Consider the following 15,594-nt stretch of genomic DNA (forward strand, 5'->3'; position numbering starts at 1 on the left):
ATCGTCATGGGTGTCGACGGTCGACACCCATGATCCTACGACGGGCCGTCGGCACGGCGGCCCCTCGCGTCCCGAGAGGAGGCCCGCAGTGACCACCACCCCGCACCGGCGCGGCACGGTCCCCAGCACGAGCGGTGAGCTGCGCACCGAGCGCGCCCGCGGCGAGCACGTCCGCGGCGAGCACGTCCGCGGCGATGGCGCCCGGGCAGGTCGCACGCCCCGCGCTCTGCTGGCCGTGGGCCTGGTCATCGCGATCCTCTCGGCCCTCACCTTCGGCAGCTCCGGCGCCGTCGGCAAGAGCATCCTGCAGGCCGGGTGGACGCCGGCCGCCGCGGTCACCGTGCGGATCCTCATCGGAGCCCTCGCGCTCGCCGGGCCGGCCGCCTGGTCGCTGCGCGGGCGCTGGCACCTGCTGGCGCGACGCGCCACGTGGGTGCAGCTCGGGCTCTTCGGGGTGCTCGCGGTGGCCGGGTGCCAGCTCTTCTACTTCTTCGCGGTGACCGAGCTGTCGGTGGGCGTGGCGCTGATGCTGGAGTACCTCGGGCCGATCCTCGTCGTGGTCTGGCTGTGGCTGGTCCACGGCTACCGGCCGCGCCGGCTGACGCTGATCGGGACCGGCCTGGCCGTGGTGGGGCTCCTGCTCGTCCTGGACGTGCTGGGCAACGCCCAGGTCAGCATGACGGGCGTGGTCTGGGGGCTGCTCGCCGCCGTCGGCCTGGCCGCCTTCTTCGTCCTCGGCGCCGACACGTCCAACGGCCTGCCGCCGGTCGCCTTCGCCGCGCTGGGCATGGCCGTCGGAGGTGCCGTGCTGGGCGTCGCCGGGCTGGTCGGGCTGGTCCCCTTCGCGATGAGCACGGCCGACGCCACGGTGGCCGGGATGCTCGTGCCGTGGTGGCTGCCGGTGGCCTGGCTGGGCCTGGTGGCGGCGGCGGTCGCCTACGGGACCGGGCTGGTCGCCAGCCGCGCGCTGGGCGCCAAGCTGGCCTCGTTCGTCGGTCTCAGCGAGGTGCTCTTCGCGGTGCTCTGGGCCTGGCTGCTCCTGGGCGAGATGCCGGCCGCCGTCCAGCTCCTGGGCGGCGCGCTGATCGTCGCCGGGGTCGTCGCGGTGAAGGCCGACGACGTGTCCGCCGTGCCGCTCGACCTCGAGGTGGAGCCGCTGCCGGTGGGCCTCCGCGAGGACGCGGAGCCGGGCTCGGCTGACTGACGAGGTGTGTCAGGCATCAGTGTCAGGCATCGCCGGGGCTGCGACCCTGGCGATGCCTGACACTGATGCCTGACGTTCCCGACGCCGACCCGACGGAGGACCGGCTCAGCCCCGCCCGCTCGCCCGCCGCACGAAGTCGGTGATGCCCTCGGCCTCCTCGACCCGGCTCGCCCCACCGACGTAGGGCATGTGGCCGGTCTCGAACCAGGCGTGCTCGATCCGGTCCATCGCCTGGTCCGGCAGCCGCAGGTGGGCGACCATGTCCTCGGCCGCGCCGTACGGGGTGGCGAGGTCGTAGTAGCCGTACTCGATGCGGACCCGCAGGTGCGGGTTGGCGCGCATCACCCGCTCGAGCTTGTCGGTGACGTCGATCGGCCGGCCCTCGAACTCCTGGTAGGACCAGTGCTCGATCGCGTCGGAGAACACCGCGTAGGGCAGGTCGAGCTCGGAGCGCAGCTCGCCGCGCAGGTAGTGGTGGATCGCCGCCGCGTAGGGGCCCAGGATGGCGTCGATGGAGGGGTCGGCGTCCATCCCCTCGGCGGTGCCGGAGTGCAGCACGCCGGTGATCCGCCCGTCGATGCGGCCGACCGTGCGACCCTCCGCGCGCAGCAGCTCGGTGCAGAAGCGCCAGTGCTCGGGCCGCAGGTCGCAGCGCTCCAGGTAGTCCTCCGACAGCCCGGTCAGCGACGCGAGCCGGGCGCGCACGTCGGCCCGCTCCGCGTCGGTGAGCCGGTGGCCGCGGCCCAGCGCCCACCGGTAGGTCCCGGCGGCGAGCTCCTCGGCCTCGGCGAGCACGTCCGCGAGCTCCCGGCCCTCGTGCAGCCCGTGGTAGTGCGCGATCGCCGCGTAGGTCGGCAGGTAGGACTGGCAGGCCGCGTCGTGCCGCAGGAAGCGGAAGTCCTGGGCCCCGAAGTCCAGGACGCTGGAGATGAGGACCAGCCCGTTGAGCTGCATGCCGAAGCGGGAGAAGAGGTGCTCGGCGACCGAGACCGCGCGCGTGGTCCCGTAGGACTCGCCGCACAGGAACTTCGGGCTCATCCAGCGGTCCTCGCGGGTGCACCACAGCCGGATCAGCTCGCTGACCTGCTCCACGTCCTTCTTCCAGCCGTGGTAGTCCTTGGCCTTGCCACCCCTGACCGCCCGCGACTGCCCGGTGGACATCGGGTCGATGAAGACCAGGTCGGTGGCGCGCAGCGGCGTCTGCGGGTTGTCCAGCAACCGGTAGGGCGGCGGCGTGGGCTCCTCGACCTCGCCGGCGTCCACGATCCGCGGCCCGAGGACGCCCAGGTGCAGCCAGACCGAGCTCGACCCCGGGCCGCCGTTGAAGACGAAGGTCACCGGCCGGTCCGAGCGGTCGGACCCCTCCGGCAGGTCGAGGGTGTAGGACGTGACCGCCAGCTCGGCGCGCGGCGTCCACCCCTCGAAGACGTCGTCCTTGAACTCCTCCTCGCGCAGCACGATCCGCCCGGTGCGGGCCGTGTAGGACAGCTCCCCGTCCGGCGTCGAGAGGGTGTGGTGGGTCTGCACCATCAGGTCGCGCGGCTCCGGGTGCGCCGCGTCGTCCGCCGTGGCCTCGGGGGTCGGGGCCTGCTGGCTCGTCGGGTCGGTCATGGGCACGACTGTATGCGGCGTGCCGGAGGCGCGCGCACGGCCTACGGTCGGGGTATGGAGTGGTTCGTCGCCGACCACGCGTGGCTGGGGCGGGCGGTCTTCCTGCACGGCCTGGCCGCCCTCTACGTCGTGGCGTTCGTCGTGGCGGCGCGCCAGGGGCCGGCGCTGATCGGCTCGCGCGGGCTGACGCCGGTGCCGACCTTCCTGCGCCGGTCCGGCACGCGGCGGGACGGCCTGCGCAGGGCGCCGAGCCTCTTCCACCTGCACTGGTCGGACCAGTTCTTCCTGACCGTCTGCTGGTCCGGGGCGGCGCTGGCCGGGCTCAGCCTCGTCGGGGTGACGGCGCGGCTGCCGCTGGGGGTGTCCATGGCCGTGTGGCTGGTGCTCTGGGCGCTCTACCTCTCGGTCGTCAACGTCGGGCAGGTCTGGTACGCCTTCGGCTGGGAGACCCTGCTGTGCGAGGTCGGCTTCCTCGCGGTCTTCCTGGGCGACGCCTCGACCCCGCCGCCGCGGCTCGGCATGCTGCTGCTCGTCTGGGTGCTCTTCCGGCTGGAGTTCGGCGCCGGGCTGATCAAGATGCGCGGCGACGCGTGCTGGCGGGACCTGACCTGCCTCTTCTACCACCACGAGACGCAGCCGATGCCGGGACCGCTGTCCTGGTTCTTCCACCACCTGCCCCGGCCGCTGCACCGCGTCGAGGTGGCGGCCAACCACGTCACCCAGCTGGTCGTCCCGTTCGGGCTGTTCCTCCCCCAGCCCTGGGCCGGCGTCGCCGCCGCCGTGATGCTCCTCACCCAGCTGTGGCTGGTCGCCAGCGGCAACTTCGCCTGGCTCAACTGGCTCGCGGTCGTCCTCGCCGCGTCCGCGCTGCCCGACGCCTGGTGGTCGGCCCTCCTGCCCCGGCCCGTCGAGGAGTGGCTGGTGCCCTCGCGGGCCGGCGCGGCGCCATACCCCTGGGTGGTGGCGATGGTGCTGCTCACCGCGCTCGTCCTCGTCCTCAGCCGGCGGCCGGTGCTCAACCTGCTCTCCCCCGGACAGGCGATGAACGCCTCCTTCGACGCGCTGCGGCTGGTCAACACCTACGGCGCGTTCGGGTCGGTCACCACGGTGCGGCACGAGGTGGTGCTCGAGGGCCGGGACGAGCAGGGGGCGTGGCGCGAGTACGGCTTCGCGGGCAAGCCCGGCGACCCGGGCCGGTGGCCCCGGCAGCTCGCGCCCTACCACCTGCGGCTGGACTGGCTGATGTGGTTCGTCGCCCTGTCGCAGCGCTACGCGTGGCCGTGGCTGCCGAGGCTGCTGCGCCGCCTGCTCGAGGCCGACGCGCCGACGCTGCGGCTGCTGGGTCGCGACCCGTTCGGCGGGGAGCGGCCGCAGGCGGTGCGGGCGGTGCTGTGGCGCTACCGGTTCACGACCTGGGCCGAGCTGCGGGCGACGCGGGCGTGCTGGCACCGGGAGCGGGTGGGGGATCTCGTGGCGCCGGTGACGCTGGCGACCGCGGAGAAGGACTGGTGGTGAGGACGGCGCGTGGGGCGTGTGCTGGGATAAGAAGATGACCAACCCGCTCCTTTCCCCGTCCACCCTCCCGTTCGCCCTCCCGGACTACGCCGCCATCACCGACGCGCACGTGCGCGAGGCGCTGGAGGTCGGGATGGAGGAGCACCTGGCCGAGCTGGGGGAGCTGGGTAAGGACGAGGAGCCGGCGACGGTCGAGAACGTCCTGCACGCGTGGGAGCGCAGCGGGAGCACGCTGGACCGGACGCTGTCGGCCTTCTGGGTCGCGCGCTCGGCCGACACCACCCCCGGGCGGGACGCGCTGATGGCGGAGTTCTCGCCGCGGCTGGCGGCACACCAGGACGCGATCCTGCTCGACCGCAGCCTCTACGAGCGGCTCGTCGCCCTGCGCGAGCGGGCCGACGCCGGGCAGGTCGCGCTGGACGAGCAGGACGCCTACCTGCTCACCCGGCTGCTGGCGGACTACGAGCGCGGCGGGATCGCGCTGCCGCCGGCCGAGCAGGCCCGGCTCAAGGAGCTCAACGCCGAGCTGGCGACCCTGTCCACCGCCTTCGACACCGCGCTGACCGCCGGGCGCAACGCGGCCGCCGTCCACGTCACCGACGAGGCCGAGCTCGCCGGGCTCTCACCGGACGAGCGTGCCGGGCTGCGCGAGGCCGCCCAGGCGCGCGGCCTGGAGGGCTGGCTGGTGCCGATCGTCAACACCTCCGGCCAGCCGGTGCTCGACAACCTCGAGCACCGTGGGCTGCGCGAGCGCATCTACCGCGCCTCGGTCACCCGCGGGCTGGGCGGCGAGGGGACCGACCCCGCGCACGACACCCGCGACACCCTGGTCCGCATCGCCCGGCTGCGGGCCGAGCGCGCCAGCCTGCTGGGCTACCCGCACCACGCCGCCTACGCCCACGAGGTGACCTGCGCCGGGTCCACCGAGGCGGTCAACGACATCCTGGCCCGGCTCGCGCCCGGCGTGGTGGCCATCGCCGAGCGCGAGGCCGAGCAGCTGGCCCAGCGGCTCCATACCCTGGACCCAGGCGCGAGCCTGGAGCCGTGGGACTGGCAGTTCCTCGACACGAGGACGGACGGGACCACCACGTCCGGCCAGTTCGACACCGACCTGCTCAAGCCCTACCTGGAGTTCGAGCGGGTGCTGCACGACGGCGTCTTCGCGGCCGCGACCGCGCTCTACGGGATCACCTTCCAGGAGCGCCCCGGGCTCGTCGGCTACACCGACCAGGCGCGCGTCTTCGAGGTGCGCGAGGCGGACGGCTCGGTGCTCGGCGCCGTGGTGCTCGACCCCTACACGCGCCCGACCAAGAAGGGCGGCGCCTGGATGACCTCGATCGTCCACCAGAGCCACCTGCTCGGCGACCGGCCCCTCGTCACCAACACCTGCAACGTGCCGCCGCCGGCGCCGGGCTCGCCCAGCCTGATGACCTGGTCCAACGTCATCACGCTCTTCCACGAGTTCGGGCACGACCTGCACGGGCTGCTCTCCGACGTGCGCTACCCCTCGCGCTCGGGCACCTCGGTGCCGCGCGACTTCGTCGAGTTCCCCAGCCAGGTCAACGAGATCTGGGCCTGGGAGCCGGCGCTGATCGGGCAGTTCGTCCGGCACCACGAGACCGGCGAGCCGGCCCCGCAGGAGTGGGTGGAGGCCCTGGTCGACAGCCGGCCGGAGACCGGCTACCACACCCTCGAGCTGCTCAAGGCGATGCTGCTGGACCAGGCCTGGCACCAGACGCCGCTGGAGGAGCTGCCCCAGGACGGCGCGGGGGTGGAGGCCTTCGAGGCCGCCGCGCTCGAGGCGGCCGGGGTCTCCTTCCCCCTCGTCCCGCCGCGGTACCGGTCTGCCTACTTCCACCACATCTTCGGCGGCGGCTACGCGGCCGGCTACTACTCCTACCTCTGGTCCGAGGTCATGGACGCCGACACCGTCGCGTGGTTCCGCGAGCAGGCGACCGACGACCAGCCCGGGGGTATGACGCGTGCGGCCGGGGACCGCTTCCGCGCCGAGCTCCTGGGCCGGGGCGGGTCGGTCGACGCCAGCGAGACCTACCGCCGCTTCCGCGGGCGGGACCCGCAGGTGGGGCCGTTGCTGGCGCGGCTCGGCCTGGCCGGCTGACAGTGGTGGGCCGCGCGGACGTCAGGCACCGCCAGGGTCCAGACCCTCGCGATGCCTGACGCAGATGCCTGACGCCTCCTCTACCAGCCGCCGTGGCCCTCGGGCGGGCCGTTGCCGTCGCGGACCGTGGACTCCTCCTCGGCCCGCTCGTGCTCGATCGCGAGGGCGCGGCCGCGGTAGACGTGCAGGAAGCCGAGGACGACGATGACCGCGGCCAGGAGGAACAGCAGGCCCGAGTCGAGGATCAGTCCCACGACGAGGGCGGCGACGGCGGCGACCCCGTAGGCAAGACCTGTGCGGACGGTGGTGGACATCGTGGCCTCCTCTGCCTCGGCTTCTTTCACAGTAGCCCTTCAGGCAGGCAGATACCTGGGCAGGACCGGGAACCTCGGCGCGCTCAGCCGGTGACCTCGCGGGCGCGCGAGGCGGGCAGGTAGTCGTAGCGGACGAACTCCCGGCTGAACGACCCGGACCCGTGCGAGACCGAGCGCAGGTCGATCGGGAAGCGGGAGAGCTCGTGCTGCGGGATCTCGGCGCGCACGAGAGTGTGCCCCTCCAGCGCCGCGGGCTCGGTCCCGTAGACCTGGGCCCTGCGGCCGCGCAGGTCCGCCATCAGCGCACCCACATAGTCGTCGCCGACGATCACCTCGACCATGTCGACCGGCTCGAGGAGGGAGACGGTGGACTCGTTGGCCGCCTCGCGCAACGCCATACCCGCGGCGTTCTGGAAGGCCATGTCCGAGGAGTCCACGGAGTGCGCCTTGCCGTCCACGAGCGTGACCCGCACGTCCACGCACGGATAGCCGGCCAGCACGCCCTCCTCGAGCTGGTGGCGCAGGCCCTTCTCGACCGAGGGGATGAACTGGCGCGGGACGGCGCCGCCAACGACCTTGTCCACGAACTCAAAGCCGGCGCCCCGCTCGAGGGGCTCGATCTCGAGCTGGACGACGGCGTACTGGCCGTGGCCGCCGGACTGCTTGACCAGGCGGCCCTGGACCTGGACGGGCCGCACGAAGGTCTCCCGCAGCGAGGTCCTGACCGGCTCGGTCTCGACCTCGACGTTGTAGCGGTCGGCGAGCTGGTCCAGCACGTCGTCGACGTGGGCCGGTCCCATCGTCCAGATCACCACCTGGTGCGTCTCGGCGTTGTGCTCCAGACGCAGGGTGACGTCCTCGCTGGTCAGCCGCTGGAGGGCGGCCGCCAGCTTGTCCTCGTCCTTGCTCGCCGCGGCACGGATGGCCAGCGGCAGCAACGGCTCGGGCAGGAGCCAGGCCTCCACGAGCGCCGGGCGCTGCGGGTCGGAGAGGGTGTCGGCGGTCTCGGCGCCGGTCAGCTTGGTGACGAGGACCAGCTCGCCGGCGATGGCCTCCTCGCGCGGCTGCGAGCCGCCGGGCACCGGTGTCATGATCTGGCCCGCCCGCTCGTCGTCCCGGTCGTGCCCGGGGTGCCCCTGGACCGAGCGGCCCATGACCCGTTCGAGGTGACCGCTGACGTGGAGCCGGTCACCGGTGCGCAGGGTGCCCGAGAAGATCCGCACCAGGGACAGCCGTCCCACGTAGGGGTCGGTGGTGGTGCGCACGACCTCGGCGACCAGCGGGCCGTCCGGGTCGGCCGAGATCTCGATGAGCTCCGCGCCGTCCGGGGTGGTCACGGTGGGCAGCCACGCCTGGTCCGGCGAGGGGAAGGCGTCGACGATGAGCTCGAGCAGCCGGGCCACGCCGGCCCCGGTGGGCGGGTTGACCACGACGATGGGGAAGAAGCGGGCGGTGGCGGTCGCGGTGCGCAGGTTGCCGGTCAGCCCCTCGACGTCGAGCTCCTCGCCCGCCAGGTAGCGGTCGAGCAGCGTCTCGTCCTCGGAGGTCTCGATGATCTCCTCGACCAGCTCGGCGCGCCGGGCCTCCACGCCGGCGCGCTCCTCCTCGGTGAGCGGTCGGGTGCTGCCGTCGGCGTCGGTGATCGTGGACGCGAGCAGCTCGACGATCCCCGCGAGCTGCTGGTCCTGCACCACCGGCACCGACAGCGGCACCGCCGTGCCGAAGATCCGCTGGCACTCGGCGACGACGGTGTCGAAGTCGGCGCGGGCCAGCTCCAGCTGGGTCACCGCGACGAGGCGCGGCACGCCGACCGCCTCGCACTCGCGCCACAGCATCCGGGTCGCGTCGTCCACGCCGCTGCCCGCCGCCACGACGAAGACGACCGCGTCGGCGGCCCGCAGCCCGGCCCGCACGTCACCGACGAAGTCGGGCCGGCCGGGGCTGTCGACGACCGTGACGACCGTGCCGCTCTCCTCGTGCACGGCGCTGGCCACGCCGAGCGCGGTCGAGGGCTCCTCGGCGTCCTTGACGTGGCCGACGGCCCCGCTGGTCAGCTGTTCCAGCAGCGCGCTCTTGCCGGTCCCCTGGGGCCCGACGAGGACCACGGTGCGGATCTGGCTGGGGCTCGTGGGCGCGCTGAAGGCTGCGGCACTGCGGGTCATGGCCCCAACCTACGCCGGGGACCACGGCCCGTGCCGGAATCGTGATTGGGAGGGGAAACCTGCGCGGCCGTACGCTGATCGCCTATGTCCCGCCTGACGCTGTTCAGCGTGCGCAACCGTGCGCTCATCGCCCTCGCCACCCTGTTCAGCGTCCTCGCCGGGCTCTGGTCGGCCAACGCCCTGCCGCGCGAGCTCTTCCCCTCGCTGCAGTTCCCGGTGCTCGTCGTGGCCACCTCCGCGCAGGGCTCGAGCGCCACGGTCGTCGAGGAGCAGGTCACCAAGCCGGTGGAGATCGCCGCCCAGGGCCTCAACAACGTCGTCGAGGTCCAGTCGACCAGCACCGACGGGTTCTCCTCGGTCGTCATCGAGCTCGACTACGGCACGAACATGGGCGCGGCGCAGACCGACCTGCAGCGCGCGGTGCTCTCGCTGCCGAACCTGCCGGACAGCGCCGACCCGCAGATCTTCGCCGGCAACCTCGACGACTTCCCGATCATCCAGCTGGCCGCGGTCGGTGGCGAGGGCGTGGACGAGCAGGACCTCGTCGACCGCCTCGACCGGCTGGTCGTGCCGGACATCGAGGACCTCGACGGCGTGCGCGCGGTCACTCTCTCCGGCGTCGCCGACCGCGTCGTCACCGTCGACCTCGACGAGGACGAGGCGAAGGACCAGGGGGTCGCGGTCCCCACCGTGGCCCAGGTCCTCCAGGCCAACGGGGTCGTCATGCCCGGCGGCACGGTCCTCGACGGGACCACCGAGCTGCCGGTCCAGGTCGGCTCCCGCCTCGGCTCGGTCGAGGAGATCGCCGCCCTGCCGCTGCTCACCCCCCAGGTGATGGGTATGCAGCAGGCCGCCGCCCAGCAGCAGGCCGCCGCGGACCGGGCCCGGCAGGGCGCGGACGACGCGGCGAGCGCCGCGGCCGCCGACCCGACGGACCCCGAGCTGGCCGGGCAGGCCGCCGCCGCTGCCGCGGCGGCCGAGCAGGCCGCCGCGGGCGCGGCGCAGGCCGGCGAGGTCGAGGTCCCGACCCTCGGGGACGTCGCGACGGTGACCCTGGAGGAGCGCGAGCCCACGGCCTACACGAGGACCAACGGCGAGCCCAGCGTCGGTCTGGCCATCACCAAGACGCCCGACGGCAACGCGGTCGAGATCAGCCACGCGCTGGCCGACCTCGGCCCGGACATCAGCACCTCGCTGGAGGGCGGGGAGCTGGTCACGATCTACGACGGCGCGCCGTTCATCGAGAAGTCGATCGAGGACCTGGCCACCGAGGGCCTGCTGGGGCTGGGCTTCGCGATCCTCGTCGTCGCGGCCTTCCTGCTCTCGGTGCGGCTGACCTTCGTCACCGCGCTGTCCATCCCGCTGTCCCTGCTCATCGCGCTGGTCGGCCTGAAGGTGGCCGACTACAGCCTCAACATCCTCACCCTCGGCGCGCTGACGATCGCCATCGGCCGGGTCGTCGACGACTCGATCGTGGTCATCGAGAACATCAAGCGGCACGTCTCGCGCGGCGACGACCGGCGCACCGCCGTGGTCGGCGCCACCCGCGAGGTCGCCGGCGCCATCACCTCGGCGACGGTGGCGACCGTGGCCGTCTTCCTGCCGCTGGGCTTCGTCGGGGGACAGGTCGGGGAGCTGTTCCGGCCGTTCGCGATCACCGTGTCGCTGGCGATGCTGGCCTCCCTGCTGGTGGCGCTGACGATCGTCCCGGTGCTGGGCTACTGGTTCCTCGCCGGGCGGCGCGCCCGGGGGCGGCACGAGGAGGTGCCCGAGGTCGACCCCGGCATCGAGGACGCCGCCGCTGCCACCGACGCCGAGGCCGACGATCCCCTCGACGACCGGACGGACCGGCTGCAGCGCACCTACCTGCCGGCGCTGCGTACCTCGCTGGCCCACCCCTGGATCACCGTGCTGCTCGCGCTCCTCCTGCTCGGCGGCACGGGGTATACCGCCACGCACCTGAAGACCGACTTCATCGGCTCCTCGGGGGAGAACACGCTGCAGGCCACCCTGACCATGCCCACCGGCACGACGCTGGAGGAGACCGACGCCCAAGCCCACGAGGTGGAGGACTGGCTGGGCGCCCGCGAGGACGTCACGTCCTACCAGGTGACGGCGGGCTCCCCCGGCGGGATCGAGGCGGTCTTCCTGGGCAGCGGCGCCAACACCGCGTCCTTCGCGGTGACGCTCGAGGAGGGCGTCGACGGGGACGGCTTCGGCCAGCAGCTGCAGAAGGCCTTCGAGGGCGAGCTGCCGGCGGACGCGAGCTTCTCGGTGCAGTCCGGCCAGCAGCTCGCGCAGACCAACCTCGAGGTGGTGGTGCAGGCCCAGGACGCCGACGACCTGCGCACCACCGCCGACACGGTCGCCACGGTCCTGAAGGACGCCGGCGCCACCGACGTGGTCAACAACCTCACCGACACCGTGCCGGCGCTGCACGTGGAGGTGGACCGGCAGGCGGCCGCGGACGCCGGGATCGCCGAGGCCCAGCTGGGGCAGGTCGTCCAGGCGGCGACCGGCGGGGCCACCGTGGGCCGGGTGGAGCTGGACGGAGCGAGGCGGGACGTCGTCGTCGAGCAGGGCTCGGCGCCGGACGTCGAGGCGCTGAAGTCGCTGCCCGTCGGCGCCTCGGCGACCGGCGACGTCGTGACGCTGGGCGAGGTGGCCGACCTCGCCACCGTCGAAGAATCGGTCAGCGTCACGCGCATCGACGGCCTGCGCGCCGCCACCGTGACCGGCCAGCCGGGCGGCGACAACCTCGGCGCTCTGACCGCGGACCTGCAGCAGCGGCTGGACGCCCTCGACGTGCCCCCCGGCGTGCAGGTCGACCTGGGCGGCGTCAGCGCCGACCAGCGGCAGGCCTTCTCCTCGCTCGGTCTGGCGCTGCTCGCGGCGATCGCGATCGTCTACCTGGTGATGGTGGCGACCTTCAACTCGCTGGTGCAGCCGCTGATCCTGCTCGTCTCGGTGCCGTTCGCCGCGACCGGGTCGATCGCGCTGCTGCTGATCACCGACATGCCGCTGGACGTGGCCTCGATGGTCGGTCTGCTGATGCTGATCGGCATCGTGGTGACCAACGCGATCGTGCTCATCGACCTGGTCAACCAGTACCGCGAGCGCGGCATGGACCGGCGCACCGCCCTGCTTGAGGGCGCCCGGCACCGGCTCCGGCCGATCCTGATGACCGCCCTGGCCACCATCCTGGCGCTGACCCCGATGGCGCTGGCGATCACCGGCGGCGGGGCGTTCATCTCCCAGCCGCTGGCGGTCGTGGTCATCGGCGGCCTGGTCAGCTCGACGCTGCTGACGCTGATCCTGGTGCCGGTGCTCTACGAGCTGGTCGGCCGCGGCGCGACCTGGGTCGGCGGTCTGCGGGACGGGCGGCAGGAGCAGACCCCGCGCACGCCGCGGGCACGTCGCGCGGACTGAGCGCGCACGGCCTACCCGCGCCGGACGGAGGCCCGGATCACGGGGCCCGGTCCGCGGGAGACCCACCCCGGTCGGAGGGCTCGGCGTGCGCGCCGTCCTGCGGCACGGAGGGGTCCGCGCCCGCGCCGAATCGCTCCTGACGGAAGCCGGTCAGCAGCGAGACGAGCATCACGAAGACGAGGACGAAGATCGGCAGGCCCATCACGGTGATGACCTGCTGCAGGGTGGTCAGCGCCTGGTCCCCGCCGAGGACGATCAGGGACGCCGCGACGGCACCCTCCGACACGCCCCAGAACACCCGCTGCCGCACCGGGCCGGCGTCCCCGTCGCCGGAGCAGAGCATGTCGACCACCAGCGAGGCCGAGTCCGAGGAGGTCGCGAAGAAGAGCGCGACGACCACGATCGCGATCCCGGAGATCAGCGTCGCCGCCGGGAAGTGGTCGAAGAAGGCGAACATCGCCAGCGGCACGCTCTCGGCGACCGCCGCGGACAGCGCGCCGCCGTCACCGCCGATGCCGTCGAGCTCCATGGCCGACCAGCCGAAGATCACGAACCAGACCAGGGTGAACACCGACGGGGCCACGAGCACGCCCCCGACGAACTCGCGCACGGTCCGGCCGCGGGAGATGCGGGCCAGGAAGATCCCCATGAATGGGGACCAGGTGACCGTCCAGGCCCAGTAGAAGACGGTCCAGCTGCCCTGCCAGCCCCAGCCCTCCTCCTTGCCGAACTGGGCCATGGCGTCGTTCCAGAACGACAGCCGCACGACGTCCTGCAGGTAGTAGCCCAGGCTCTCGATGACCTGGCGCAGCAGGAAGACGGTGTCGCCGAAGAAGAGGACGAAGAGCATCAGGCCGACGGCCATCAGGATGTTCAGGTTGGACAGCCGCCGCACGCCCTTGTCCAGGCCTGCCACGATCGAGGCGGTCGCGACCGCGGTGAGCAGGGTGATGATGACGACGCGCAGCCACACCGCGTCAGCCGTCCCGGTCAGGGCGCTGAGGCCTGCGCTGATCTGGGAGGTGCCCAGCCCCAGCGAGACCGCCAGCCCGAACAGGGTGCCGAGCACGGCGAAGACGTCGATCGTCTTGCCGATCGGGCCGTGGATCCGCTCCTTGAGCAGCGGGTAGAAGGCGGAGGAGAACCGCAGCGGCAGCCCGCGGCGGTAGACGAAGTAGCCGAACGCCAGACCGGGCAGCGTGAAGATCGCCCAGGTGTGGATGCTCAGGTGGTAGAGCGAGATGCTCATCGCGCTGCGCGCGGCCTCGATGCTGTAGGGCTCGGTGCCGGCGAACGGCGGGTCGGAGAAGTGGGAGATCGGCTCCGCGACACCCCAGAACATCAGGACGGTGCCGATGCCGCCTGCGAAGAGCATCGCGAACCACGACAGGTTGCCGTACTCCGGGCGGTCGTCGTCCTTGCCCAGCCGCAACGACCCGTAGCGGCTGAAGGCCACCCAGACCAGGAAGATCACCCAGCTGGTGACGCCGAGGATGAAGAACCACCCCAGCTTGGCGACGATCCAGTCCCGACCCGCTCCGAACACCTCCCCGATCGGTCCGGGGAAGACCAGGAGCAGCAGCAGGATGGCCACCATCAGGCCGGCCGACCAGAAGAAGATGTGTGCGTTGGTCCGCAGGCCGAGGCGCCGGGCGAGGTCGTCCATGATCTCTCCGTCCTGACGGGGCCGGGGTAGCGGTCAGGGGTCAGGTGTGGTGGCGCGCGGCCCTGTCATCGCCCTTACTTTTCCGCAGGTGAGCCTGCCCTGTCCACAGGAGGGCATGCGCAGGGCCGGCCCGGGACCCGCTCAGCGCTGCGGGACGGTGCCCCAGCCCTCCGGGCCGGAGCTGCCGGCCACGTACTCCTCCAGCGGGACCTCGTCGGCCTTCCAGGCGGCCAGGACCGGCTCGACCAGACGCCACATCTGCTCGGCCGTGTCGCCGCGGATCGAGAGCATCGGGTTGCGGTCGAGGATGCCGGCCAGCACCTCGCCGTAGGGCCGCATCCGGGGCTGGCCGAGGGTGGCGGTCAGCTCCTTCTGCTCCAGGTCCAGGGGGTCGCCCTCGGCGTTGATCGAGATGTCGAGGGTCACCGCGCCGGGCTTGAGCTCGAGCACCAGCCGGTCGGGCTGGCCGCTGTCGCGCAGGCCGTCGGGGATGTGGCTCGGCGCCTTGAAGGTGACGACGATCTCCTTGCGCTGGTCGCCCAGCGCCTTGCCGCTGCGCAGGACGAAGGGCACGCCCTTCCACCGCTGGTTGCGCACCTCCAGGACGACCTCGGAGAGGGTCTCGGTCTTGTTGGCGGGCTCCACGCCCTCCTCGGCGACGTAGTCCGGCACGTCCTTGCCGCCCACGTGCCCGGCCGTGTAGCGGGCCCGCCGCGTCGCCGTGGTCGGGTCCTCGCCCCACAGGCTGGTCGCGCGCAGCACCTGCGACTTCAGCGACTGCAGCTCGTCGGCGTCCATGCTGGCCGGCGACTCCATCGCGAACATCGAGAGCACCTGGAGCAGATGGGACTGGGTCATGTCGATGAGCGCCCCGGCCCGGTCGTAGTAGCCGGCCCGACCCTCCAGCGCCAGCGACTCGTCGTAGAAGATGTCGACCCGCTCGATGTGGTCGGCGCTCCACAACGGCTGGAAGATCCGGTTGGCGAAGCGCAGGCCGAGCAGGTTCAGGACGGTGTTGACGCCGAGGAAGTGGTCGATCCGGAAGATCTGGTTCTCCGGGACCACGCGCGTCGCCTGCCGGTTGAGCTCGACCGCGGTCCTGAGGTCGTGCCCGAACGGCTTCTCCATCGCCAGCATCGTGCCGTCGGGCAGCGGGATCTTCTCCAGCAGCGCGCAGACCTGCACGGTCACCTGAGGCGGCAGCGCGAAGTAGATGACCAGGTCGCCCTCGACCGAGGCGACCAGCTCGCGCAGCTGACCCTCGTCCAGGGCGTCGGTCCGGTCGTAGCGCGCCCTGCCGACCACCCGGTCGACCGACTCCTTCGGCGTCTGAGCCTCGGCGAAGGCGGCCCGGATCGTGCTGCCCCAGTCCTCCTGGGACATCTCGTCCCGGTCCGCGCCCACCACGACCACCTCCCGCTCCGGCTCCACGGCCAGCAGCGAGCCGAGGCCGGGGAGCAGCAGGCGACGGGTGAGGTCGCCGGAGGCACCGATGATGATCAGGGTGGTGGGAGCGTCTGCCATGTGTTCCATCTTGGCAGGCCGACGGCCCGGTGGCAGGTCGTGCCCCTGCC

General features: G+C 72.6%; 9 protein-coding genes. 4 read left to right on the forward strand and 5 right to left on the reverse strand.

Features of this window, described 5'->3' with window-relative positions; genetic code table 11:
- The first annotated feature begins 88 nt into the window (after positions 1-88).
- A complete protein-coding gene (locus DV701_RS10485; RefSeq protein WP_228254971.1) occupies positions 89-1,204 on the forward strand; it encodes an EamA family transporter in 1,116 nt (371 codons plus the stop codon).
- A 105-nt stretch (positions 1,205-1,309) separates the two neighbouring features.
- Here the strand turns inward: DV701_RS10485 and DV701_RS10490 are convergent, their stop codons facing one another.
- On the reverse strand, positions 1,310-2,815 hold the full coding sequence (locus DV701_RS10490) for a S10 family peptidase (RefSeq protein WP_114928261.1): 1,506 nt from the start codon (positions 2,813-2,815) through the stop codon (positions 1,310-1,312).
- 54 nt (positions 2,816-2,869) lie between these two features.
- Here DV701_RS10490 and DV701_RS10495 point away from each other — a divergent pair, with 54 nt between their 5' ends.
- Positions 2,870-4,330, forward strand: coding sequence for a lipase maturation factor family protein (locus DV701_RS10495; protein ID WP_114928262.1), 1,461 nt, complete (start codon positions 2,870-2,872; stop codon positions 4,328-4,330).
- Between the two features lie 34 nt (positions 4,331-4,364).
- On the forward strand, positions 4,365-6,449 hold the full coding sequence (locus DV701_RS10500) for a M3 family metallopeptidase (RefSeq protein WP_114928263.1): 2,085 nt from the start codon (positions 4,365-4,367) through the stop codon (positions 6,447-6,449).
- Between the two features lie 80 nt (positions 6,450-6,529).
- Here the strand turns inward: DV701_RS10500 and DV701_RS10505 are convergent, their stop codons facing one another.
- Both DV701_RS10505 and DV701_RS10510 read right to left on the reverse strand, forming a co-directional pair.
- Entirely contained in the window at positions 6,530-6,763 is a 234-nt protein-coding gene (locus DV701_RS10505) for a hypothetical protein (RefSeq protein WP_114928264.1), read from the reverse strand.
- 83 nt (positions 6,764-6,846) lie between these two features.
- Positions 6,847-8,925, reverse strand: coding sequence for an elongation factor G (locus DV701_RS10510; RefSeq protein ID WP_114928265.1), 2,079 nt, complete (start codon positions 8,923-8,925; stop codon positions 6,847-6,849).
- A gap of 84 nt (positions 8,926-9,009) precedes the next feature.
- Here DV701_RS10510 and DV701_RS10515 point away from each other — a divergent pair, with 84 nt between their 5' ends.
- Entirely contained in the window at positions 9,010-12,354 is a 3,345-nt protein-coding gene (locus DV701_RS10515) for an efflux RND transporter permease subunit (protein WP_114928266.1), read from the forward strand.
- Between the two features lie 37 nt (positions 12,355-12,391).
- Here DV701_RS10515 and DV701_RS10520 read toward each other — a convergent pair whose 3' ends face one another.
- Positions 12,392-14,020, reverse strand: coding sequence for a BCCT family transporter (locus tag DV701_RS10520; RefSeq protein ID WP_114928267.1), 1,629 nt, complete (start codon positions 14,018-14,020; stop codon positions 12,392-12,394).
- Positions 14,021-14,161: 141 nt separating this feature from the next.
- Positions 14,162-15,544 carry a glucose-6-phosphate dehydrogenase gene (locus DV701_RS10525; RefSeq protein WP_114931005.1) on the reverse strand — a complete coding sequence of 461 codons (1,383 nt, stop codon included), beginning with the start codon at positions 15,542-15,544 and terminating at the stop codon, positions 14,162-14,164.
- Positions 15,545-15,594: the final 50 nt, after the last annotated feature.

Origin of the sequence: Ornithinimicrobium avium, from assembly GCF_003351765.1 — a bacterium.
In the GTDB taxonomy this organism is placed as follows: Bacteria; Actinomycetota; Actinomycetes; order Actinomycetales; family Dermatophilaceae; genus Ornithinicoccus; species Ornithinicoccus avius.

Coding starts and splice junctions, on each gene's coding strand:
- DV701_RS10490 (WP_114928261.1), bottom strand. CDS start 2,815: ATGACCGACCCGACGAGCCAGCAGGCCCCGACCCCCGAGGCCACGGCG.
- DV701_RS10495 (WP_114928262.1), top strand. CDS start 2,870: ATGGAGTGGTTCGTCGCCGACCACGCGTGGCTGGGGCGGGCGGTCTTC.
- DV701_RS10500 (WP_114928263.1), top strand. CDS start 4,365: ATGACCAACCCGCTCCTTTCCCCGTCCACCCTCCCGTTCGCCCTCCCG.
- DV701_RS10505 (WP_114928264.1), bottom strand. CDS start 6,763: ATGTCCACCACCGTCCGCACAGGTCTTGCCTACGGGGTCGCCGCCGTC.
- DV701_RS10510 (WP_114928265.1), bottom strand. CDS start 8,925: ATGACCCGCAGTGCCGCAGCCTTCAGCGCGCCCACGAGCCCCAGCCAG.
- DV701_RS10515 (WP_114928266.1), top strand. CDS start 9,010: ATGTCCCGCCTGACGCTGTTCAGCGTGCGCAACCGTGCGCTCATCGCC.
- DV701_RS10520 (WP_114928267.1), bottom strand. CDS start 14,020: ATGGACGACCTCGCCCGGCGCCTCGGCCTGCGGACCAACGCACACATC.
- DV701_RS10525 (WP_114931005.1), bottom strand. CDS start 15,544: ATGGCAGACGCTCCCACCACCCTGATCATCATCGGTGCCTCCGGCGAC.